The organism is Thiosulfatihalobacter marinus (assembly GCF_016019955.1).
Taxonomy (GTDB): domain Bacteria; phylum Pseudomonadota; class Alphaproteobacteria; order Rhodobacterales; family Rhodobacteraceae; genus Shimia; species Shimia marinus_A.
In genome coordinates, this window is record NZ_JAECRZ010000017.1 from 1 (window position 1) to 22,102 (window position 22,102).

At 62.7% G+C, this 22,102-nt stretch carries 19 protein-coding genes; 9 read left to right on the plus strand and 10 right to left on the minus strand.

Going from position 1 to position 22,102, the window contains the following annotated elements; all coding sequences use genetic code 11:
• Positions 1-235 precede the first annotated feature (235 nt).
• Complete coding sequence (locus I3253_RS17665) at positions 236-625, plus strand: hypothetical protein (protein ID WP_197919142.1); 390 nt, start codon at positions 236-238, stop codon at positions 623-625.
• A 39-nt stretch (positions 626-664) separates the two neighbouring features.
• Positions 665-1,339, plus strand: coding sequence for a hypothetical protein (locus I3253_RS17670; protein WP_197919143.1), 675 nt, complete (start codon positions 665-667; stop codon positions 1,337-1,339).
• A gap of 50 nt (positions 1,340-1,389) precedes the next feature.
• Here the strand turns inward: I3253_RS17670 and I3253_RS17675 are convergent, their stop codons facing one another.
• From I3253_RS17675 to I3253_RS17690, 4 genes are all read right to left on the minus strand, one after another.
• The gene (locus I3253_RS17675) at positions 1,390-1,965 is read right to left on the minus strand and encodes a PA14 domain-containing protein (protein WP_197919144.1); all 576 of its coding nucleotides are present in this window, start codon (positions 1,963-1,965) and stop codon (positions 1,390-1,392) included.
• Positions 1,966-2,059: 94 nt separating this feature from the next.
• Complete coding sequence (gene gph, locus I3253_RS17680) at positions 2,060-2,719, minus strand: phosphoglycolate phosphatase (protein ID WP_232237177.1); 660 nt, start codon at positions 2,717-2,719, stop codon at positions 2,060-2,062.
• Positions 2,720-2,740: 21 nt separating this feature from the next.
• Positions 2,741-3,664, minus strand: coding sequence for an MBL fold metallo-hydrolase (locus I3253_RS17685; RefSeq protein ID WP_197919145.1), 924 nt, complete (start codon positions 3,662-3,664; stop codon positions 2,741-2,743).
• Between the two features lie 76 nt (positions 3,665-3,740).
• On the minus strand, positions 3,741-4,976 hold the full coding sequence (locus I3253_RS17690) for a urate hydroxylase PuuD (protein WP_197919146.1): 1,236 nt from the start codon (positions 4,974-4,976) through the stop codon (positions 3,741-3,743).
• Between the two features lie 118 nt (positions 4,977-5,094).
• On the opposite strand from I3253_RS17690, the gene I3253_RS17695 reads away from it, so the two are divergent.
• Positions 5,095-6,003 (plus strand): LysR family transcriptional regulator, encoded by a 909-nt coding sequence (locus I3253_RS17695; protein ID WP_197919147.1) that lies wholly within the window; start codon positions 5,095-5,097, stop codon positions 6,001-6,003.
• Positions 6,004-6,298: 295 nt separating this feature from the next.
• On the opposite strand, the gene uraH is transcribed toward I3253_RS17695, so the two are convergent.
• Entirely contained in the window at positions 6,299-6,655 is a 357-nt protein-coding gene (uraH, locus tag I3253_RS17700) for a hydroxyisourate hydrolase (protein ID WP_197919148.1), read from the minus strand.
• A 150-nt stretch (positions 6,656-6,805) separates the two neighbouring features.
• Here uraH and puuE point away from each other — a divergent pair, with 150 nt between their 5' ends.
• From puuE to lpdA, 6 genes are all read left to right on the plus strand, one after another.
• The gene (gene puuE / locus I3253_RS17705) at positions 6,806-8,221 is read left to right on the plus strand and encodes an allantoinase PuuE (RefSeq protein WP_197919149.1); all 1,416 of its coding nucleotides are present in this window, start codon (positions 6,806-6,808) and stop codon (positions 8,219-8,221) included.
• A gap of 52 nt (positions 8,222-8,273) precedes the next feature.
• Positions 8,274-8,759, plus strand: coding sequence for an ureidoglycolate lyase (locus I3253_RS17710; RefSeq protein ID WP_197919150.1), 486 nt, complete (start codon positions 8,274-8,276; stop codon positions 8,757-8,759).
• A 93-nt stretch (positions 8,760-8,852) separates the two neighbouring features.
• The gene (locus I3253_RS17715) at positions 8,853-10,277 is read left to right on the plus strand and encodes a uracil-xanthine permease family protein (RefSeq protein WP_197919151.1); all 1,425 of its coding nucleotides are present in this window, start codon (positions 8,853-8,855) and stop codon (positions 10,275-10,277) included.
• 325 nt (positions 10,278-10,602) lie between these two features.
• Positions 10,603-13,257 carry a pyruvate dehydrogenase (acetyl-transferring), homodimeric type gene (gene aceE / locus I3253_RS17720; protein WP_197919152.1) on the plus strand — a complete coding sequence of 885 codons (2,655 nt, stop codon included), beginning with the start codon at positions 10,603-10,605 and terminating at the stop codon, positions 13,255-13,257.
• Positions 13,258-13,280: 23 nt separating this feature from the next.
• Positions 13,281-14,540, plus strand: a complete 1,260-nt coding sequence (gene aceF, locus I3253_RS17725) for a dihydrolipoyllysine-residue acetyltransferase (RefSeq protein ID WP_197919153.1) — start codon at positions 13,281-13,283, stop codon at positions 14,538-14,540.
• A 12-nt stretch (positions 14,541-14,552) separates the two neighbouring features.
• Positions 14,553-16,283 carry a dihydrolipoyl dehydrogenase gene (gene lpdA, locus I3253_RS17730; protein ID WP_197919154.1) on the plus strand — a complete coding sequence of 577 codons (1,731 nt, stop codon included), beginning with the start codon at positions 14,553-14,555 and terminating at the stop codon, positions 16,281-16,283.
• 155 nt (positions 16,284-16,438) lie between these two features.
• On the opposite strand, the gene I3253_RS17735 is transcribed toward lpdA, so the two are convergent.
• From I3253_RS17735 to mgtE, 5 genes are all read right to left on the minus strand, one after another.
• Entirely contained in the window at positions 16,439-18,217 is a 1,779-nt protein-coding gene (locus I3253_RS17735; RefSeq protein ID WP_197919200.1) for an SLC13 family permease, read from the minus strand.
• Positions 18,218-18,261: 44 nt separating this feature from the next.
• Positions 18,262-19,152: a DMT family transporter gene (locus I3253_RS17740; protein WP_197919155.1), complete on the minus strand. Its 891-nt coding sequence runs from the start codon at positions 19,150-19,152 to the stop codon at positions 18,262-18,264.
• A gap of 1 nt (position 19,153) precedes the next feature.
• On the minus strand, positions 19,154-19,972 hold the full coding sequence (locus I3253_RS17745) for a TIGR00282 family metallophosphoesterase (protein WP_197919156.1): 819 nt from the start codon (positions 19,970-19,972) through the stop codon (positions 19,154-19,156).
• Positions 19,973-20,116: 144 nt separating this feature from the next.
• A complete protein-coding gene (locus I3253_RS17750) occupies positions 20,117-20,677 on the minus strand; it encodes a 5-formyltetrahydrofolate cyclo-ligase (protein WP_197919157.1) in 561 nt (186 codons plus the stop codon).
• A 9-nt stretch (positions 20,678-20,686) separates the two neighbouring features.
• Positions 20,687-22,078, minus strand: a complete 1,392-nt coding sequence (gene mgtE / locus I3253_RS17755; RefSeq protein WP_197919158.1) for a magnesium transporter — start codon at positions 22,076-22,078, stop codon at positions 20,687-20,689.
• Between the last annotated feature and the right edge of the window lie 24 nt (positions 22,079-22,102).

A 22,102-nucleotide genomic window follows, 5' to 3' on the forward strand; every position in this document is an offset into this window, starting at 1 on the left:
CGTTTCGCCATCTCGTATCCCTCCAAAAAGTTCGGGATACACCTTAGCTAACTGTCCGGATTTCCGGGACCACTTCAAAGAGCACCCCAGCGCCCGGCCCGGGGTGGGTGCGGAACGCGCCCGCCCATGGGGCGGGGCGGGCGCGTGCGAAATGCCATGCATTTCGCTTGGGCTTAATACGAAGCACCCCGCCACCCCCGGTGACAAACCGGCCCACACCTGCCACACTCCCCCCATGCGCACCCTCGCCCTCTTCGTCCTCCTGCTGCCCCTCGCCGCCCAGGCGCAGAACCGGGCGGATAGCGAACGGTTTCAGCAACTCCCCCACAACCAGACCCAGCCACAGCAATGGCCGCAGGATCAGGCGCGGACCCCTCTGTTTTGTGATCAATACGCCCGTGCTGCGGCCGGGCAAGGCGGACGCACGCAAGGGAGCGATGCCGGGACAACGTTTGGCAAGCAAACCGGCTATATCGCCACACGCGACCGCAAGCAGGCCGAGGCGCTGGGCATGGTGGGTGGCGCGCTTGGCTCGGCTGCGGGGGCCGAACGGGACACGCAGCTTTACGACTTTCACCATGGCGAATGCCTGAACGGCGCGCGGCTGATCCCCACGCGCCCCTGACGGGCTTGCGCCCGGCGCGCGCGCTGCTACGCTCGGGCCATGCGCGCGGTTTTCCTTGGCCTTTTCCTTACCCTGTCCGCCTGTTCGCGCCCGATGACACTGGGCGAGCGGGCCTTTGCCGATGACCTGATGGGCGAGACGCTGGACCCGGCACCGGTGCGCATTGTCGCCGATGTGCCGCTGGGCGTGGCCACGTTCCAGTACGAGAAGCGCCCCCGGCTGGCCTGCCGTGAGCGGCTGTTTCCCGAACCCGATGACAGCGTGATAACCACTTCGCCGGCCGGGCTGGTGCTTTGGAATCGGCTGCTGACCTCGAAAGGCTGGTATCTGGACGATTACATGGCCGCCTATCCGCGCCGGATGCATATGGGCGCGGCGCTGTTTCTGGCGCACGAGCTGGTGCATGTCTGGCAATGGCAAAACCGCGATATCACCGGCTATTCGCCGGTCCGGGCGGCGCGGGAACATCGCGTGGCGGAAGATCCCTACCAGTTCGCGCTGACATCCAGCGCCGATTTTCTGGAATATGGCTACGAACAGCAATCCTCGGTGGTCGAGGAATATCTGTGCTGCTCCATACTGGATCCGGCCGCCCCGCGCACCGCCCGCCTCAAGGCGCTGCTGGACCCCTATTTCCCGGTGGACAGCCTGCCACGGCCCGAAGCGGTGACGCTGCCGTGGGAGGATGCCGAGCTGCGCGGTATCTGCCAATAAGAAAGGGGGGCGCTTCGCCCCCCAAAATTCACCTTAACTCAGGTCTATATCTACTTGTATCCAAATGCGGAATCCGGGATCAAATCCCGCTTCCCGCCCGGCTTTGTCCATTCGCTTTCATAGCAGGCCGTGCCCTCTTTCTGATAGTAGAAGGCGCGGAATTCATACCAGCCCGCCTGGGGCACCTTGACCGTCGGACGCCCGGCGCTGGAACAGGGATTGATGCCATCCAGCTTGGCCACCTGTTTGCCGCCGATCCAGACCAGCAAACCGTCATTGGCAAAGAATTCCAAACCGTACTCGCCCGGCGCGTCGAACCGGATATAGCCGGTCATATCGGCGATGATACGTTCGTAATTCTTGGTTCCGAACATCAGCGCGCCCTTGCCCTTGTCGGGCCATTGCAGCTTGGTCAGTGGCGTGGCGCGGGCCGGATTGGCCGACAGCTTGCCCTGTGCCTGCGACAGCGTGCGCGGGCGGTTGCCGAATACGAACTGCGCCTTGAGCCCCTGCTTCAGCCCGCTGGGCTGAGGGCTGGCCGGGGTCAGTTCGATCACAGCCGCAAATGACACGGTGGCCAGCAGCGACAAGGCGCCGGCCAGAAATGCAGTAACATAGCTCTTCATCGGCCACTCCTTTGTGGGCACATCCATACGTCGCCGTCCAGCCTAAGGCGGAAACCGCCCGGCGGGCAAGCGACGATTATGTGACCGTCCGGTTTCAGGCGGCGATGCCCAGAGTTCGGGCGGCGATTGCGGGCAACTCCGCGAAATCGGCAAAGGCATGGTCATGCGCTATCCGGGCCACCGGGGATTTGCGGTAGCCCTCGGTATAAAGCGCAAAGGGCAGTTCGGCGCGCCGCGCGGTTTCGGCATCCACCTCGCTGTCCCCGACATACAGCACCGGGCCGCCCCCCATCGCCCGCACCGCCGACAAAAGCGGCAACGGGTGGGGCTTGCGTTCAGACAGGCTGTCGCCACCGATGACCGTGGCGAAATAGCCCGACAGGTTCAGCGCCTCCAGCAGGTGACGCGCCGGTTCCCGGGCCTTGTTGGTGCAGATGCCCAGCCGCAAGCCCATCGCCGCCAGCCGATCCAGCGCCGCAATCACCCCGGGATAGACGCGGGTCAGCCGGGGCGGGGTTTCCATATACAGGCGCAGCACGATGTCATGCAGGCGCTGGAACTGATCCGGGTCAATGTCACGGGCCGCGATCACTCGGTTGATCAGATGTGGCAACCCGTTGCCGACAAAGGTGAGGAATGTCGGCAGGTCCAGCGGCGCCAGCCCCTCGGCGCTCAGCATCCGGTTCACACAGCCCTGCATGTCGGCCACGCTGTCCACCAGCGTTCCGTCCAGATCGAAGATCACCAGACCCATGATGCCCTGCCCCTTTTTTGGTCAGCCCCCCTCGGGCACAAAACGATAGCCATCCGGGGTTTTCTCGGCATGGCCTATTCCGCCACCGGGCAGGTGATAGCCGATCAGGCGCATCTTGTCTGCGGAAAGTTGATCCAGCAGGGCGGTGCGGGTTTTCGCGCCAAGATCCTGATCCTGATCCGAGCCCGATCGCCATGCCGGGCGGGCAAAGGCAACGTGGTGATTGCCGATCGCATCCCCCACCACCATCAGCGCCCCGGAGCCGGACCGGATTTCAAACCCCATATGCCCCGGTGTATGGCCCGGCGTCAGCCGCGCGGCCACGCCGGGCAGGATTTCGTCACCATCGTCAAAAAGGCTAAACCGGTCTTCCATCGCCGCCAGCCGCCGCCTTGCGCCCAGGGCCATGGTGGTGCGGCTTTGCTGTATGGTTTCAGCGGTTTGCGGGTTGATCCAGTAATCCCATTCGGCGCGCCCCATCATGTGCCGCGCCGCGGGAAACATCGGATCGTCAAAATCGTCCAGCACCCCCCAAAGGTGATCCGGGTGGCCATGGGTAAAGACAATGTGGGTCACGTCTTCGGGCGCCACATCAACCGCGTCCAGCGCATCCGGCAACAGCCCGGCGCTGGCCTGAAAACCGCTGCCGGACCCGGCATCAAACAGCACCGTGTTGGTGCCATCCCGCATCAGCGTGACATTGCAATCCGGGGTCAGGGTGCCCGGCGCCACGCCCAGTTCGGGCAACAGTGCCGCCAAATCGGCCTGTGGCATGGGAGCAAAGACAAACTCGGGCGGCAGGGTCAGGGTGCCGTCCGACAGGCTGTCGATACGCAGCGATCCCAGCGCCAGTTCGCTGGCCGCCCAGACCGGCTGTGAAAACACGCCCGCCGCGACCATTCCGGCCCCGGCGTGTTTCAGAAATGAACGCCGTGTGACTGACATGCTGGAACCTCCCGATCCTACTTTCATTCACACATTCGCATTTGAATGTTTGAATGGCAATAGCCCGCGAAGCGGATCAGCCCTTCTGCGCGGCCCGGTACCAGCGGATGATCGCGGCGCGTTCTTCGGGTTCCATCCAGCTGACATTGGCGGGGGGCATGGCCTGGCTGACGCCGGCTTGCAGATAGATCTGCGCGGCGGCGGCGGCCACTTCGGACGGGGTTTCCAGAAGCACGTTGCGCGGTGCGCGCCGAATACCGTCATAGCCCGGTTCGCGCGCGTGGCACATCGCACAGCGCCCCAGCACGATGTCTGTCACATCCTCGAACCCCGCAGCGCTGGCATAGACCTGTTCGGCGGGCGTCAGCGCGCGCGCCTCTTCGGCGTCATAGTCGCTTTGCATCAGCGGCGCGGTGGACAGCCACATGATGGCGATGAACAGGATAGCGGTGACGGCCCATGTCCACCATTTCATGCCGCCGCGCGCGTGCATCGTGTTGAAGAAATGCCGGATCGTGACCCCCATCAGGAACACCAGCGCCGCAATCAGCCAGTTATACTGGGTGGCAAAGGCCAGCGGGTAATGGTTGGACAGCATCAGGAAGACAACCGGCAGCGTCAGATAGTTGTTATGGGTCGAGCGCAGTTTGGCGATCTTGCCGTATTTGGGATCGGGCGCGCGCCCTTCCTGGAGATCCTTTACCACGATGCGCTGGTTGGGCATGATGATGAAGAACACATTGGCCGTCATGATCGTGGCGGTGAACGCGCCCAGATGCAACATCATCGCGCGCCCGGTAAACACCTGGGTATAGCCCCAGCCCATGACCACCAGCAGCACGAACAGCAAAAGCATCAGCACCGTGGGCCGCTCGCCCAGCGGAGATTTGCACAAGCGGTCATAGATCAGCCAGCCAACACCCAGAGAGGCCGCCGAAATCGCGATTCCCTGCCACAGCGCGATGTCGGTCCTGGTCTGATCGACCAGGTACAATTCGCCTCCGACCCAGTAAACCACCATCAACAGCGCCGCGCCCGACAGCCAGGTGGAATAGCTTTCCCATTTGAACCAGGTCAGATGCTCGGGCATGTTTTCCGGGGCCACCAGGAACTTGCGGATGTGATAGAACCCGCCGCCATGCACCTGCCATTCCTCGCCATGGGCGCCCACCGGCAGGTTGGGCGCCTTGCGCAGCCCCAGATCCAGCGCGATGAAATAGAAGGACGAGCCGATCCAGGCAATAGCGGTGATCACATGCACCCAGCGCACCGCAAAGGCGACCCAATCCCACATGAGCACAAATTCCGTCATGTCTGCCTCCGAAATTTTGACGTTGCAGCCACGCTAGCGCGGTGCTTGATTATTCTCTATCGTAGAAAAAAGCCGAAGAGCTTCAAAAATATCCTGAAGATGGTCCGCTGAAAACCCGATGTCCTATTTTGACAATATCCGCACCTTTGTACGTGTCTATGAATTGGGCAGCATGTCCGCCGCTGCCCGCGATCAGCGCATTTCCGCGGCGGTGGCGTCGTCGCGGATTTCGCAGTTGGAAGACTATCTGAGCGTGCGCCTGTTCCAGCGCACCACGCGGCAGCTGAACCCGACCGAACAGGGCAATATCTTTTACAGCGGGGCCTGCAAGATCCTGGAGGCCATCGACGCGGCGGAATCCGAGGTCAATTCGATCACGCAAAGCCCGCGCGGGCTGTTGCATGTGGCCGCGCCGCTGGGCGTGGGGCGGCGGCTGATCGCGCCGCTGATGCCGGATTTCAAACAGGAATACCCGCTGATCGATCTGCGCCTGCGGCTGAGCGACCGCAAGCTGGACCTGACCGCCGAGGCGATCGACGTGCGCTTTTTTCTGGGCGTGCCCGAGGACAGCGCGCTGCGCATCCGCAAGATCGCCGACTGCCCGCGCCTGTTATGCGCCGCGCCGCTGTATCTGAAGGCGCGCGGCATCCCGCAAAGCCCGCAGGATCTGGCCGATGGCACCCATGATTGCCTGAACCTGCGATATCCCGGCGCGCCCGAATTCCAATGGCCGTTGCAACTGCCCGAGGGCACGCGGAAAATCGCGGTGAAGGGGCCGTTTGAAACCGACGATGGCGACGTGCTGACCAACTGGGCGCTGGACGGGCACGGGATCGTGCTGAAACCGGTCTTCGAGATTGCCGATCATCTGGCGGCGGGCCGTTTGGTGCCGGTGCTCGAGGACACCCCGCCGATCCCGATCCAGATGGCGCTGTTATATACGCATCGCCGCCATCAGGACCCCAAGGCGCGGCTGTTCATCGAGTTCATGGTTGAGAAGATGCAGGCGGCGCTGGAGGCGGCGTGAGAGCGCACGCCAAGGCGCCCCCGCCCCTGTCCTAGGGTCAGGACCCATTAATCCTGCGCCACTGGTTTGACAGATTTGCTGTCTGGCTACGTACAATGCCGCAGGAATAGTGGTTCTATTTCAAGGCATTGAAAGGACGTCAGGCGGCAAATCCGTCAAATCCGTAGGACGCCAAATCCACTTCATTTCAGCGGCTTGGCACGCTTGGAAATAGAGCCACTATGTCCGGCGCGCGCCAAACCCCCGATATTTCGTGGATTTGGCGCCAGTGGCGCAGGATTAATGGGTCCTGACCCTAGCTGCCGCGATAGGTGGAATACCCATAGGGCGAAAGCAACAGTGGCACATGGTAATGCGCCCCCGGATCGGACATGCCGAAACGGATCGGCACCTCGTCCAGGAACAGCGGATCGTCCCCGGCCAGTCCCGTGGCGCGCAGATAGTCACCGCAGAAAAACACCAGCTCGTAGGTGCCGGTGGCAAAATCGCCTGCTGGCAGAATCGGCGCGTCGGTGCGCCCGTCCTCGTTGGTGACGGTCTCGGCAATCTTGCGGTGGGTGTTGCCCGACACCGCATAAAGCGCGATCCTGATTCCCTTTGCCGGGCAGCCGCGCGCAGTGTCGAGTACATGTGTCGTCAGATAGCCAGCCATAACCTGCCCCTTTTTGCATCACGCCCCTGTTGTAGCGCCCAACGATACTGCATGTGCAGCGTGTCCGTTCCAATAGCTCTTTCAAAAAATATGTGAAAGTCTTGGCGATTTTCATGCGCTAGAACGAAATGAACGCAAATGGAGCGACATGTGACACGATACCTTCGCGACATGCGGGGCCATGGCCCCAACCCGCCGCATCCGCACTGGCCCGGCGACGCCAGGGTGGCGGTGCAGTTTGTGCTGAACTACGAGGAAGGCGGCGAAAACTGTCTTCTGCATGGCGACGCGTCCTCCGAGGCTTTTCTGTCGGATATTGCCGGGGCCGCGCAATGGCCCGGACAGCGCCACTGGAACATGGAATCGATCTATGAATACGGCGCGCGGGCCGGGTTCTGGCGGCTGCACCGGCTGTTCACCGGTGCGCGGATCCCGCTGACGATCTATGGCGTGGCCAGCGCGCTGGCGCGCAGCCCCGAACAGGTGGCGGCGATGAAATCCGCCGGTTGGGAGATCGCCAGCCACGGGCTGAAATGGGTCGAACACAAGGACATGACCGAAGCCCAGGAACGCGCGGCGATAGATGAGGCGATCCGCCTGCATACCGAAGTTGTGGGCGAGCGTCCGCGCGGCTGGTACACGGGGCGCTGTTCGCTCAACACGGTGCGGCTGGTGGCCGAAGAAGGCGGGTTCGACTATATCAGCGACACCTATGACGACGACCTGCCCTATTGGCTGGAAGTGGGGGACCGGGATCAGCTGATCATTCCCTACACGCTGGAAGCCAACGACATGCGCTTTGCCACCGCGCCGGGATATGTCACGGGCGAGCAGTTCTTTACCTATCTTCGGGACGCGTTCGACACGCTCTATGCCGAAGGCGCGGCCGGTGCCCCCAGGATGATGTCCATCGGTCTGCATTGCCGCCTGATCGGGCGTCCGGGCAAGATCGCCGGGTTGAAACGGTTCCTCGATCATATCGCCGGGTTCGACGGGGTCTGGACCCCGCGCCGGATCGACATTGCCCGCCATTGGGCCACCACCCATCCCCACGAGAGGCGCGCCCGCCCCAGCCAGATGACCCGCGCGCAATTCGTGGCCGCCTTTGGCGGTATCTTCGAACACAGCCCCTGGATCGCCGAACGTGCCTTTGATCTGGAACTCGGCCCGGCACATGATTGTGCCGCCGGGGTGCATAACGCGCTGTGCCGCATGTTCCGCAGCGCGTCGCGCCAGGAACGGCTCAGCGTGCTGACCGCGCACCCGGATCTGGCCGGAAAACTGGCCGCCGCAGGGCGGCTGACGGCCGAAAGCACCTCGGAACAGGCGGGCGCGGGGCTGGACATGCTGACGGACGAGGAGCGCGAGACCTTCACGCGGCTGAACACGGCCTATGTGGAAAAGCACGGCTTTCCCTTCATCATCGCGGTGCGCGATCACGACAAGGCATCGATCATGGCCAGTTTCAATCGCCGCATCGACAATGACACCGAAACCGAGTTCGCCCAGGCCTGCCAACAGGTGGAACGCATCGCCGAATTCCGCCTGATGGATCTGCTGGCGTGAGTCTTGCCAATCAGCCCCGGTCGGATCGCTGGCCTGTCAAGGAGTTGGCCGAATGAGAACAATTATGGCCCGCCCCCTGACGGCCCCGGCCTTCGCCCCGTTTGGCGATGTGATCGCGCTGCGCGACGCGCCGACAAAGCTGATCAATCAGGGGCTTTGCGGACGGCATCACGATCTGGCGGCGCTGGATTTCGGCGATGGGCGCGCGGGCATCAGCCTGTTTGACGCCAAGCCACGCACCCTGCCCTATCGTCTGGACCTGGTCGAACGCCATCCCGACGGTTCCCAGGCCTTCATCCCGATGAGCCAGACCAGTTTCCTGGTGATTGTCGCGCCTGACAACAAAGGCACCCCCGACACTCCGCTGGCCTTTCTGACCGCGCCCGGACAGGGCATCAACCTGCACCGGGGCACGTGGCACGGCGTTTTGACCCCGCTGCAAGCCCCCGGCCTGTTTGCCGTCATCGACCGGATCGGCGACGGCCCCAATCTTGAGGAATTCCGGTTCGAACAGCCCTACACGGTTGTTCGCGCCTGAACCCGGACGGGCGCAAGGGCGCCCGGCCTCACCCTTTCGAAACCGCCACCAAAGAAGCGGTACGATCCCCATACACTACAAGGAGAAACGCGTATGGCTGACACTTCCATAGGGACCGAAGACCAGCTCAGAGACCCCAATTATACGCCGCCGCTGGCCAAGGCCATTCCGCTGGGCATCCAGCACGTGCTGGCGATGTTTGTCTCGAACGTCACCCCGGCGATCATCATCAGCGGCGCGGCCGGGTTCGGTTTTGGATCGAACTCGCCCGATTTTCCGCAGATGATCTATATGATCCAGATGTCGATGTTCTTTGCCGGGCTGGCGACCCTGATCCAGACCATCGGCATCGGCCCGGTGGGCGCGCGCCTGCCCATCGTGCAGGGTACCAGCTTTGCCTTCATTCCGATCATGATCCCGCTGGTCGCGGGCAAGGGTGTGGATGCGATTGCCGTTCTGATGGGCGGCATTCTGGTGGGTGGCCTGTTCCACGCCACTTTGGGCCTTTTCATCGGTCGCATCCGCTTTGCACTACCGCCTCTGGTGACAGGGCTTGTGGTGATGATGATCGGTCTCGCGCTGGTCAAGGTGGGCATCCAGTATGCCGCCGGGGGCGTACCCGCCATCGGCAAGCCGGAATATGGCTCGCTGCAAAACTGGTTCGTGGCCTCGGTGGTCATCGTGGTGACGCTGGGCCTGAAATTCTATGCGCGCGGGATGCTGTCGGTTTCGGCTGTGCTGCTGGGGCTGATCGCCGGCTATGTCGTGGCCTTCTTCATGGGCATGGTGAGCTTTGGCGGCGTGGGCCGCGCGGCCAGCTTTTCACTGCCCAATCCATTGCATTTCGGCATGGAATTCTCGGTCGCGGCGATCATCGGCTTCTGCCTGATGTCGTTCGTGTCGGCGGTGGAAACCGTGGGCGACGTATCGGGCATCACCAAGGGCGGCGCCGGACGTGAAGCCACCGACAAGGAAATCCAGGGCGCCACATTCGCCGACGGGATCGGCACGGCGGTTTCCGGCCTGTTCGGTGCCCTGCCCAACACGTCGTTCAGCCAGAATGTCGGCCTGATCGCCATGACCGGCGTGATGAGCCGCCATGTGGTGACGATCGGTGCGCTGTTCCTGATCCTGAGCGGCCTTGTGCCCAAGATCGGCGCCATCATCTCGACCGTACCGATCGAGGTTCTGGGCGGCGGCGTTATCGTGATGTTCGGCATGGTCACGTCGGCGGGCGTGTCGATGCTGTCGGATGTGAACTGGAACCGGCGCAACATGGTGATCTTTGCCATCGCGCTGAGCCTTGGGCTGGGGCTGCAACTGGAGCCCGGCGCGCTTCAGCATCTGCCGGGGACGATCAAGGTGCTGGCCACATCGGGCATTTTGCCCGCGGCGCTGATCGCCATCGTTCTGAACCTGATCCTGCCCGAGGAACTGTCGGACGAAGCAACCGAAGAGGTTTCGGGCGGCATGTCGGGCCATTCCAAGGGTTCGCTGCCGAAGGACGATCACGTCTGACCCAGCCTTTGCGCGATTACGAGAACGGCCCGGACATCCTCCGGGCCGTTTTCCTTTGCTCCCCTTTTCGCGCCTGCCACGGGCCAGGCAGGGGATTGCACGGCCGGTGCAAAAAAGTCCTCGGACTGGCGCCCGGTTCTGTTATCGTCATTCTCAGGGAGGATGGCGAACAGGCTTGTCAGACAGCGCCACAGGCGGGTTGCGATACCGATCGGCAGCATCCCGCTCAGCGCATGGCAGATTTGCGACCCGCCCTCTAGCTAAGTAGTTTAACATTAAACTATAAGGCCGAAACGCTACGTCAATCAGGAGGAGGACGCTGCGCATGGCGACCCAATTCGAAGACATCGACCCCATTGAAAGCCGCGAATGGCAAGACGCCGTCGAGGATGTGATTGCCCGCGACGGGGCCGACCGCGCCCATTACCTGTTGGACAAGGCCGTCCAACAGGCGCGCGCCTCGGGGGCCAACCTGCCGTTTTCGGCAACCACCCCCTATCAGAACACCATTCCCGCCGACGACCAGGCAGACTTCCCCGGCGACATGGACATGGAATGGCGCATTCGCACGATCAACCGCTGGAATGCCATGGCCACGGTGGTGCGCCGCAACAAGGAATCTTCGGAATATGGCGGCCATATCGCCTCTTTTGCCTCGTCGGCGGTGATGTATGATATAGGGCTAAACCATTTCTGGCGCAGCAAGTCCGCCATTCACGGCGGCGATCTTGTCTTCTTTCAGGGCCACGTGATCCCCGGCATCTATGCGCGCAGCTTCATGGAAGGGCGGATCAGCGAAGAGCAGCTGGAGAATTTCCGATCCGAAGTGGATGGCGGCGGGCTGTCCTCTTACCCGCATCCCTGGCTGATGCCCGATTACTGGCAGTTTCCCACCGTGTCGATGGGTCTGGGCCCGCTGATGGCGATCTACCAGGCGCGGTTCATGAAATACATGCACAATCGCGGCCATATCGACATGGCCGACCGCAAGGTGTGGTGCTTTCTGGGCGATGGCGAGATGGACGAGCCGGAAAGCCGCGGCGCGATCGATCTGGCCGTACGCGAGGGGCTGGACAACCTGATTTTCGTGATCAACTGCAACCTGCAACGGCTGGATGGCCCGGTACGCGGCAACCACAAGATCGTGCAGGAGCTGGAGGGCGACTTCCGCGGCGCGGGCTGGAACGTGATCAAGCTGTTGTGGGGCAAGGGCTGGGACGACCTGCTGGAAAAAGACACGTCGGGCAAGCTGCGCCAGTTGATGGATGAAACCGTCGATGGCGACTACCAGACGTTCAAATCCAGGGACGGCGCCTATATCCGCAAGCATTTCTTCGGCAAATACCCCGAAACCGCCGCGTTGGTCGAAGACTGGAGCGACGAACAGATCTGGGCGCTGCGCCGGGGCGGGCATGATCCGCAAAAAGTGTACACCGCCTTCAAGCGCGCCACCGAGACCAAGGGCCAGCCGTCTTGCCTGCTGGTCAAGACGGTCAAGGGCTATGGCATGGGCACCGCCGGCGAAGGGCAGAACACCACCCATCAGCAAAAGAAGATGGCCGAAGATCAGCTGCGCGCCTTCCGCGACCGCTTTCAGATCCCGGTCAGCGACGAAGACCTGCCCAAGGCACCGTTTGTCAAGCTCAACAACGCCCAAAAGGCCTATCTGGCCGACCGCCGCAAGGCGCTGGGCGGGGACTTTCCCAAGCGGTTCTCGGATGCGCCCAAGCTGGAGATTCCGGATCTCGACAAGTTCAACGCCCAGCTCAAGGGCACGGGCGACCGCGAGATTTCCACCACCATGGCCTTTGTCCGCATCCTGACCACGCTGCTGCGTGACAAGAAGGTCGGCAAGAACGTGGTGCCGATCGTACCGGACGAAAGCCGCACCTTCGGCATGGAGGGGCTGTTCCGGTCCGTGGGTATCTATAACCCGCAAGGGCAGAAATACACGCCCGAAGATGCCGACCAGATGATGTATTACAAGGAAACCACCGACGGGCAGGTTCTTCAGGAAGGCATCAACGAGGCCGGCGCCATGGCCGACTGGATCGCCGCCGCCACGGCCTATTCCAACCACGGCGTGCCGATGATCCCGTTCTTCATCTACTATTCGATGTTCGGCTTCCAGCGGATCGGCGATCTGGCCTGGGCCGCCGGCGACAGCCGCGCGCGCGGCTTCATGCTGGGCGGCACTGCCGGGCGCACCACGCTGAACGGCGAAGGCCTGCAGCACGAGGACGGGCACAGCCACATCCTGGCCGGCACCATCCCCAACTGCATCAGCTATGATCCGACCTTTCAATACGAGGTTGCGGTGATCGTGCAGCACGGGCTGAAGCGGATGTATCAGGATCAGGAGGACGTGTTCTTCTACCTCACCCTGATGAACGAGAACTACGCCCATCCCGACATGCCGATGGGGGTCGAGGACGAGATCATCAAGGGCCTGTATCGCTTCAGGGAGGTCAAGAAACCCACCAAGAAGCATGTCACGCTGATGGGATCCGGCACGATCCTCGTACAGGCGGTCAAGGCAGCCGAGATGCTGGAAGAGGATTTCGGTGTGACCTCGGAAATCTGGTCGGCCACCAGCTTTAACGAACTGGCGCGCGACTGCCAGGACGTGGCCCGCTGGAACCGTCTGAACCCGCTGGCCGACCCAAAGCAAAGCTTTGTCACGCAACAGTTGAGCAAGGCCAAGGGACCGGTCATCGCCGCCACCGATTACATGAAGAACTATGCCGAGCAGATCCGCGCCTGTGTGCCGGGCCGTTACACGGTGCTTGGCACGGACGGGTTTGGCCGCAGCGACAGCCGCGTGAACCTGCGCCGTTTCTTCGAGGTAGACGCCAACCACATCGCCGCCGCCGCCATGGTGGACCTGTATCGCGAGGGCGGCATCACCAAATCGGTGCTCGAAAAAGCACTCAAGAAATACGACATCGACGGCGCCAAGCCGAACCCGCGCCTGGTGTGATCGGGACTTAAGGAGGATTTGAAATGACTGTTGAAGTGAACGTTCCCGATATCGGCGATTTTTCGGATGTGCCGGTTGTCACCGTTCTGGTCAGCGTCGGCGACGTGATCGCCGTGGAAGACCCGATCGTAGAGCTGGAAAGCGACAAGGCCACGATGGAAGTGCCGTCATCGGCTGCCGGCAAGGTGGTCGAGATCAAGGTGGCCGAAGGCGACACTGTGTCCGAAGGTTCACTGATCCTGCTTCTGGAAGGCGAAGGCGCTGCCGCGGCGCCGGCCGAGAAACCCGCCGAGGCGCCCGCCGAGGCCGCCCCGGCCCCTGCCCCGGCGGCCGCCCCCGCCGCCGCGCCGGTTGTCACCGATGCCGGGTTCGGCAAGGCCCACGCCTCGCCCTCGGTGCGCGCCTTTGCCCGCCAGCTGGACATTGATCTGGCCAAGGTGAATGGCACCGGCCGCAAGGGACGCATCCTGCGCGAAGACATCACCGCCTTCCTGAAATCCTCGACAGCCACGGCCCCCGCCGCGGGCGGCGCGGTCCAGGGTGGCATGGGCATCCCGCCGATCCCGGTTGTGGATTTCAGCAAGTTCGGCCCGGTCGAAAATGTCGACATGCCCCGCATCAAGAAGATCAGCGGCCCGGCCCTGCATCGCTCGTGGCTGAACGTGCCCCACGTTACCCATAATGACGAGGCCGACATCACCGATCTGGACAAGTACCGCAAGGAAATGGACACGCTGGCCAAGGAAGACGGCTATCGCGTGACACTCCTCAGCTTTGTCATCAAGGCCAGCGTCTCGGCGCTGAAACAGCATTGGGAAGTGAACTCGTCGATCCATCCGGACGGCGACAAGCTGATCAAGAAGGATTACTACAATATCGGCTTTGCCGCCGACACGCCCAACGGCCTTGTGGTTCCGGTGATCAAGGATGCAGACCGCAAGGGTCTGGTCGAGATTTCCAAGGATCTCATGGAGTTGTCGGGCAAGGCTCGTGCGGGCGAGTTGAAGGCCGCCGACATGTCCGGCGCCACCTTCACCATCTCGTCGCTGGGCGGCATTGGCGGCACGTCCTTCACCCCCATCGTGAACGCGCCCGAAGTGGCGATCCTTGGCCTGACGCGCAGCAAAATGGCGCCGGTCTGGAACGGCGAGGAATTCGTGCCGCGCCTGATGCAGCCCTTGTCGCTGTCCTATGATCACCGCGCCATTGACGGGGCCCTGGCCGCACGCTTCTGCGTGACGCTCAAGACCCTGCTGGGCGATATGCGCAAGCTGATGTGGTAAGGAGAAAACCCCATGGAAATCAAAGTTCCCGATATTGGCGATTTCTCTGACGTGCCTGTCGTTTCGGTCCTCGTCTCGGTCGGCGATACCGTCGCCGCCGAAGACCCGCTGATCGAACTGGAAAGCGACAAGGCCACGATGGAAGTGCCCTCGCCTGCCGCTGGCGTGGTGAAAGAAATCAAGGTTGCGACAGGCGACACTGTCTCGCAAGGCAGCGTGATCATGGTATTCGACGGTGCGGATGCCGCCGAAGCGCCCAAATCCGAAGCTCCTGCCGCCGCCCCGGCCGCGCCGCAAAGCGTGGCCGCCACCGGCACCGCCTCCGGCCCCGGTGACGTGCACGCCGAGGTGGTGGTTCTGGGCTCTGGCCCCGGCGGTTACACCGCCGCCTTCCGCGCCGCCGACCTTGGCAAAAAGGTCGTGTTGATCGAAAAGGACGCCGCGCTTGGCGGGGTCTGCCTGAATGTCGGCTGCATCCCCTCCAAGGCGCTGCTGCATGCGGCCAAGGTCATGACCGAAGCCGAGGACATGGCCCATCACGGCATCACCTTCGCCAAACCGCAGGTCGATCTCGACGCGCTGCGCAGCTGGAAGGAAAGCGTGATCAATCAGCTGACCGGCGGGCTTGCCGGCCTGGCCAAGGCCCGCAAGGTGCAGATCGTCAACGGCTATGGCAGCTTTACCGGGCCCAACATGATCGAGGTCGACAATGATGGCGCCAGGACCACCGTCAGCTTTGATCAATGCATCATCGCCGCCGGATCCGAGCCTGTCACCCTGCCCTTCATTCCGCATGACGACCCGCGCGTGATCGATTCCACCGGCGCGCTGGAATTGCAGGATGTGCCCGGGCGCCTGCTGGTGCTGGGTGGCGGCATCATCGGGCTGGAAATGGCCACGGTTTATGACGCCCTGGGGTCCAGCGTGACCATCGTCGAATTCATGGACCAGATCATTCCGGGCGCCGACAAGGACATCGTCAAACCGCTGCACACCCGCATCAAGGCCCGCTACGAAGCGGTCCTCACCAAGACCAAGGTGACAGGGGTCGAGGCCACAAAGGCCGGCCTGAAGGTCACGATGCAAGGCCCCGATGGCGAAAAGACCGACACGTTCGACAAGCTCTTGGTCGCCGTGGGCCGCCGCCCGAACGGCGCCAGGATCAACGCCGCCGCCGCAGGTGTCGCGGTGGACGAGCGTGGCTTCATCGCCGTCGACAACCAGCAACGCACCGGCGTGCCGCATATCTTCGCCATTGGCGACGTGGTCGGACAGCCCATGCTGGCCCACAAGGCAGTGCACGAAGGCAAGGTTGCCGCCGAGGTTTGCGCCGGACACAAACGCTTCTTTGATGCGCGCGTGATCCCCTCGGTCGCCTATACCGACCCCGAGGTCGCCTGGGTGGGCATGACCGAAACCCAGGCCAAGGCCGAAGGCATCAAGCTGGGCAAGGGCGCCTTCCCCTGGGCCGCGTCGGGGCGCTCGCTGTCGCTGGGACGTTCCGAAGGCATCACCAAGGTGCTGTTTGACGAACATGAACGCGTCATCGGCGCCGGCATCGTCGGCCCCAACGCGGGCGATCTGATCGCCGAAGTGGCGCTGGCCATCGAAATGGGATCGGACGCGGTGGATCTGGGTCACACCATCCACCCGCACCCGACCCTGTCGGAAACGGTGAATTTCGCCGCCGAAATGTTCGAAGGCACCATCACCGACCTGATGCCGCCCAGAAAAAAGAAATGATCCCCACGCCCCGGGCCTGTCCCCGGGGCGTCGGTTCCGCGCGCGCCATCAACCCGCGCACGCTTCCGTCTTCATTTTGCCAAAAATACTCCGGGGGGAGTCGCAGCCTGCTGCGGCGGGGGGCAGCGCCCCCCTCTTCCCCGCCACAAAACCGGTCACAAAGGCCAGAATAGCGGGATCAGCGCCGAGGCCAAAAGCCCCACCGACAGGTTCAGCGGGATCCCCACCCGCATGAAATCGGTAAACCGATACCCGCCAGGCCCATAAACCATCATATTGGTCTGATAGCTGATCGGCGTGGCAAAGGTCGCACTGGCCGAAATCATCACCGCAATCACCAACGGGCGCGGATCCACGCCCAGCGAGGTGGCAATACCGATCGCCACCGGTGTCAGCACCACCGCCACCGCATGGTTGATTGTCTCTGACAGAACCGACGTCAGCAAATAGATCGCCCAGACGATAAAGAACGGCGGCAAACCCTCGATATAGGGCGAGATTGCATGTACGATCAGCTCGATCGCGCCCGAAGTCTCCAGCGCCGTGGCCACCGCCAGCATGGCAAAGATCAACGCCAGCAACCGCCCGTCGACAAATCCAAAGGCCTCGTCACTGTCGATACAGCGGGTCAGGAACACCAGCGCCATCGCCAGCACCGCCAAAAGCAGGATCGGCGCAACGCCAAACGCGGCCAGGATCACGATCCCGGCCAGCGCCCCAATCGCGACGGGCGCATGGCTGCGCCGATAGGCGCGGTCCGTGGGCTTGGACACGTCCAGCATGTTCATGTCCCGCGCCAGACGCTGGATATCCTCGGGCGCCCCTTCCAGCAACAGCGTGTCCCCGGCCTGCACCACCAGATCGTCCAGCTGGCGCCCGATATTCTTGTCACGACGATGCGCCGCAATCGGATAAACACCATAACGCCGCCGCAAACGCAGATCGCCCAGCCGCCGCCCCACCATCCGGCAATTGGGCGTGATCAGCGCCTCGACAGTGCTGGTCTCCACCGCCGATACCTGATCCACCCGCTTGAGCGACTTGTTGCGCTGCAAAGACAGCAATTCGGTCATCTTGGTGCGCAGAACCACGCGGTCGCCCACCTGAAGCGTGACATCCTTGAGATCGCGCCGCAGCGACGCATCTCCCCGGATCACGTCAACCAGCCGCACGCCCTCGCGCTTGAACAGCTGCACCGAAAGCACCTCGCGCCCGATCAGGTTGGAATCCGGCGGGATCACCGCCTCGGTAAAGAACTTCTTGGAAGCCTTGTCCGACGACAGCAGGTTGGCCATGCTGTCCCGGCTGGGCAACAGGCGCGGCGCGATGAAGGCCAGGTAAAAGCCGCCCCAAACCGCCAGGATCGCCGCCAGCGGGGTAACTTCGAAGATCGTGAACGGCTCCAGCCCGCGCGCGCGCGCCACACCATCCACCAACAGGTTGGTCGAGGTCCCGATCAGTGTCAGACACCCCCCCAGGATTGCCGCATAGCTGAGCGGTATCAGGAATTTGGAAGCTGAAATATTCAGCTTGCGCGCCAATTGCACAAAAACCGGAATCATCACCACCACGACCGGGGTGTTGTTCATGAAGGCCGACGCAATCATCACGAACACCATCAGCGCCCCGATCGCCACCGCCGGGCTGCGCTCGGCATGGGCCTCGGCCAGTTGCGTGAACCAGTCCAGCGCCCCGGTGCGCACCAGAGCCCCCATGACGATGAACATGGCCGCAATTGTCCAGGGCGCCGGGTTGGACAGCACCGCCAGCGCCTCTTCATATGGCAGCAACCCCAGGATCAGCAAAACCGATGCCCCGGCAATGGCCACCACTTCCGCCGGATAGGCCTCGCGCATGAACAGCGCGAACATAAAAACCACAACCCCAAGGGCCAGAAATGCCTGTGTGGTTTGGGAAAAATCGAACAAATCCATCATTCTTCCAATATCTTGTCGGCGCTACAATTACCCAAGCCCCCCTAGGGGGCAAGCCCGTCCTGCCGACGCGGCTGCACAAGAAACATTCCGGCCACAATCAGCGCCATCGCCATCCAGACCCACAGCGAATACCGCTCGTCCAGCAACAGCATGGCCCACAGCACACCCGCCCCCGTGACCACATAGGAAACCTGCGCGGCAAAGACCGATCCGGCCCGCGTCACCAGCCAGACATAAGCCGTATAAACGACCACATGAATCAACGACGAGGCCAAAAGCGCGTATTCGGGACCGTCCCACCGGGTGCGCGGGTCAATGAATTGGCCGGTGATCAGCGCCAGCGGCAAGGCCACCAGCGCGCCCACTACCGATGCGCCAAACAGAACATGCCCCGGCCCCAGCCCGTGCATGCCCCAGCGCGCCACCACATTGCCCTCGACCGCGTAACACAATGGCGCGATCACCGCGACCGGCAGCCACAGAACCATGCCCGCCTCGGGCAGCGCGTCCGGGCCGGCCAGGATCGTCACCCCCACAAGACCGGCCACCAACCCGCCCAAACGGGCCCAGCCGAACCGGTCGATTCCCAGACCCAGCGCCACCGGAAAGGCGAATATCGGCACCAGCGAAATCACCACCGACATCACCCCCGCCGGCAGAAAGGCCGCCGCGCTATAAGAAAAGCTGTTGGGCAGAACCGTGCCCAGCAGCGCGATCATCAGAAAAAAACCCCAATGGCGGCGGGGCAGCGTGACCGGCTTGCCCGCCACCAGACGGAACAAACCCATCCCAAGCGCACCGATCACCAATTGCCAGAAAATCAATCCAAGGGGCAAATAGCCCTCGGACACGGCGATCTTGGTCAGGGGCTGTGTCAGCCCCCAGCCCGCGCCAATGGCCAAAAGCACGGTCATACCCTGTATCAGGGACATGTCAGACCGGCCCCGCCTGGGCCAGCCGCCCGCCCTGGCGCACCATTTCGACACGCGTGGCGGCGCCGGTCCGGTCATCGGTTTCCACATAAACCCCGGACAGCGTGGCCTCGCCCAGCGCCGGGGTGAACCGCGCCTTGGGCATCCCAGTAATGAAACGGCGCATCGGTTCGGACTTTTCCATGCCGATTACCGAGTCGTAATCGCCGCACATCCCGGCATCGCCCTGAAACGCCGTGCCACCCTCAAGAATCTGGGTGTCGGCGGTGGGAATATGGGTATGGGTACCCACCACGAGGCTGGCGCGCCTGTCGCAGAAATGACCCATGGCCATCTTCTCGGACGTTGCCTCGCAATGCATGTCTATGATGGCGGCCTGCACCATGCCGCCGCGCGGGTGGGCGCGCAGCACCTGATCGACAGCGGAAAACGGATCGCCATAGGGCTGTTTCATGAACACCTGACCCAGCGCCTGCGCCACCAGCAGCTTGCGACCGCCGCGCGCCTCGAACACGCGGTGCCCCCGCCCCGGAACCTCGCCGCGTGCATAATTCAGTGGCCGCAGGATGCGCGGCTCGGTCTGGATGAATTGAAGCATGTCCTTCTGATCGAAGGCATGATCTCCCAATGTGATGCAATCAGCGCCCGCTTCCAGCAACAGCTTGGCATGGGCACCCGAAAGCCCCATTCCATTGGAAGCGTTTTCCCCGTTTACCACCACGAAATCCAGCTTCCACGACTCGCGCAGGCCCGGCAGCTTCTCCTGTACGGCGGCACGCCCCGCGCGCCCCATCACATCACCAAGAAAAAGTATCTTCATGGCGCAACGGCCTACTCTTCCCGCACCGGCTGGACAAGTGGCAAGGAAGGCGTTTGAGTATTTTTGGCAAAATGAAGACGGACGAGCGCATGTCCGCACCTTCATTTTGCTGGAAATACTCCCGCCGGAGGCCACAAATCTCTGTCACGCCACCTCGATGATCCGGCTTTCGGTCACGATCATGTCCAGCGGCTGGTCGGTTGGTTCCAAAGGCAAGGCATCGGCCTGCTGGGCATCAAAGGCAAAGCCGATTGCCAAGGTGGCCCTGCACGCGCGCAATCGTTCCAGGGTGCGATCGTAGAACCCCCCGCCATAGCCCAGCCGCCCACCTGTCAGATCAAAAGCCACCAGCGGCACGACCAGTATCTCAGGGTCGAAAAACGCGTCGACCTCGGGCACCATTGCCCCGAACGGCCCTTCTCGCAGAGGCGCGTCAGGTTCCCAGCGCGAGAATTCCAGAGGCAACCCCGCGCGCTGAATGACTGGTACACCCACCGGTCCGTGTGCTGCGGCCTCGGCCATGGCGGCGACCGGGCTGATTTCGGTGCGGATTGGCAAATAGCCCGACAGGGGAACCCCGCGATAGCCCGCCAGCACTTCGGACAGACGGCCCGCCTGACCCGGCCCATTCGATTCGAACGCCAACTCGCGCCGCGCAAATGCCGCCTTGCGTGCTTCTGACTTGTTCTGTGCCAGTGTTGTCATCGCGCGTCCTTACAGTAATACAGCGCTGGCCAGACCCAGGAAGGCAAAGAAGCCCACCACGTCTGTCACGGTTGTCACGAACGGCCCCGAGGCCAGCGCCGGATCGATACCGGCCCGGTCCAGAACCATGGGAATGGCAATGCCGCCCAGAGCCGCGGCGATCTGTGTCAACACCATGGCCACGCCGATCACCACGGCCAGCATCGGCACACCGAACCAGGCGCCGGCCAGAACCGCCATGATGAAACCGAACAGCACCCCGTTGATCGCCCCCACGGAAATTTCGCGCCGGATCACCCGCAGCGCGTTCTGCGCCGTCAAATCCTTGGTGGCGATCGCGCGCACGGCCACCGTCATGGTTTGCGTGCCCGCATTGCCCCCCATCGAGGCCACGATCGGCATCAGCACCGCAAGCGCCACCATCTGGTCGATCGCCCCCGAGAACAGTTCGATCACCAGAGAGGCCAGAATCGCCGTCAGCAGGTTGACGAACAGCCAGGTTGCCCGCCCCCGCGCGGTTTCCATTACCCGGTCGCTGATGCTGGATTCGTCGCTCACCCCGGCCAGGCGCAAGATGTCCTCTTCATGTTCCTCATCCAGAACGATCATCGCGTCGTCAATGGTGATCACCCCGACCAGGCGGTCATCCTGATCCACCACCGGGGCGGAAATCAGATGGTACTGGTTGAACGCATAGGCCACTTCGGATTCGGGCTGTGTGACCGGGATAACCTGAAACACCTCCTCCGTGATGTCCTTCATCGCCACGCTGCGTCGTGACGACATCAACTTGCCCAGGGTCACATTGCCAACGGGGCGCATTTTCGGATCCACCAGGATCACGTGGTAGAACTGATCCGGCAGATCTTCGTCATTTCTCAGAAAATCGATGACTTCTCCGACCGTCCAGTGTTCGGGCGCGAACACGGTCTCGCGCTGCATCAGGCGCCCGGCAGAGTATTCCGGGTAGCTGAGCGATTGTTCCACCGCGACCCGGTCGGCATCTTCCAACTGGTCGAGAATGGCTTCCTGCTGGCTTTCATCCAGATCTTCGACAAGGTCGACGATGTCATCGGATTCAAGATCGCGCACCGCCTCGGCCAGAACATCCGGGCGCAGGATCGAGATGATCTCTTCGCGGATACCCTCATCCAGTTCCGACAGGATGTCCCCGTCAAACTCGCGATCATAAAGCTGGATCAGGCGGCGGCGCTCGGCCGGGTTGATCTGTTCCAGGATGTCGGCGATGTCGGCCGCGTGCAACGGCTCCATCAGGTCGATCAGCTGCTGGCGGTCATCCACTTCCACAGCGTGAAGCGCGGCCGCCACGGTGCGCGGGTTCAGCGTATAGGCTTCTTCGGCCTCGGTCTCGGGGGCGATCTGGTCATCGGTCTCGGTCATGCGGCGCCCTCCTTGTGCCAGCCA

What these genes read in the sequence shown, in the direction of transcription:
- mgtE (WP_197919158.1), bottom strand. Translation starts at nt 22,078, where the DNA reads ATGACCGAGACCGATGACCAGATCGCCCCCGAGACCGAGGCCGAAGAA.
- uraH (WP_197919148.1), bottom strand. Translation starts at nt 6,655, where the DNA reads ATGGCTGGCTATCTGACGACACATGTACTCGACACTGCGCGCGGCTGC.
- I3253_RS17675 (WP_197919144.1), bottom strand. Translation starts at nt 1,965, where the DNA reads ATGAAGAGCTATGTTACTGCATTTCTGGCCGGCGCCTTGTCGCTGCTG.
- aceE (WP_197919152.1), top strand. Translation starts at nt 10,603, where the DNA reads ATGGCGACCCAATTCGAAGACATCGACCCCATTGAAAGCCGCGAATGG.
- I3253_RS17735 (WP_197919200.1), bottom strand. Translation starts at nt 18,217, where the DNA reads ATGGATTTGTTCGATTTTTCCCAAACCACACAGGCATTTCTGGCCCTT.
- aceF (WP_197919153.1), top strand. Translation starts at nt 13,281, where the DNA reads ATGACTGTTGAAGTGAACGTTCCCGATATCGGCGATTTTTCGGATGTG.
- I3253_RS17750 (WP_197919157.1), bottom strand. Translation starts at nt 20,677, where the DNA reads ATGACAACACTGGCACAGAACAAGTCAGAAGCACGCAAGGCGGCATTT.
- I3253_RS17670 (WP_197919143.1), top strand. Translation starts at nt 665, where the DNA reads ATGCGCGCGGTTTTCCTTGGCCTTTTCCTTACCCTGTCCGCCTGTTCG.
- lpdA (WP_197919154.1), top strand. Translation starts at nt 14,553, where the DNA reads ATGGAAATCAAAGTTCCCGATATTGGCGATTTCTCTGACGTGCCTGTC.
- gph (WP_232237177.1), bottom strand. Translation starts at nt 2,719, where the DNA reads ATGGGTCTGGTGATCTTCGATCTGGACGGAACGCTGGTGGACAGCGTG.
- I3253_RS17695 (WP_197919147.1), top strand. Translation starts at nt 5,095, where the DNA reads ATGTCCTATTTTGACAATATCCGCACCTTTGTACGTGTCTATGAATTG.
- I3253_RS17740 (WP_197919155.1), bottom strand. Translation starts at nt 19,152, where the DNA reads ATGTCCCTGATACAGGGTATGACCGTGCTTTTGGCCATTGGCGCGGGC.
- I3253_RS17685 (WP_197919145.1), bottom strand. Translation starts at nt 3,664, where the DNA reads ATGTCAGTCACACGGCGTTCATTTCTGAAACACGCCGGGGCCGGAATG.
- I3253_RS17715 (WP_197919151.1), top strand. Translation starts at nt 8,853, where the DNA reads ATGGCTGACACTTCCATAGGGACCGAAGACCAGCTCAGAGACCCCAAT.
- I3253_RS17745 (WP_197919156.1), bottom strand. Translation starts at nt 19,972, where the DNA reads ATGAAGATACTTTTTCTTGGTGATGTGATGGGGCGCGCGGGGCGTGCC.
- I3253_RS17665 (WP_197919142.1), top strand. Translation starts at nt 236, where the DNA reads ATGCGCACCCTCGCCCTCTTCGTCCTCCTGCTGCCCCTCGCCGCCCAG.
- I3253_RS17710 (WP_197919150.1), top strand. Translation starts at nt 8,274, where the DNA reads ATGAGAACAATTATGGCCCGCCCCCTGACGGCCCCGGCCTTCGCCCCG.
- I3253_RS17690 (WP_197919146.1), bottom strand. Translation starts at nt 4,976, where the DNA reads ATGACGGAATTTGTGCTCATGTGGGATTGGGTCGCCTTTGCGGTGCGC.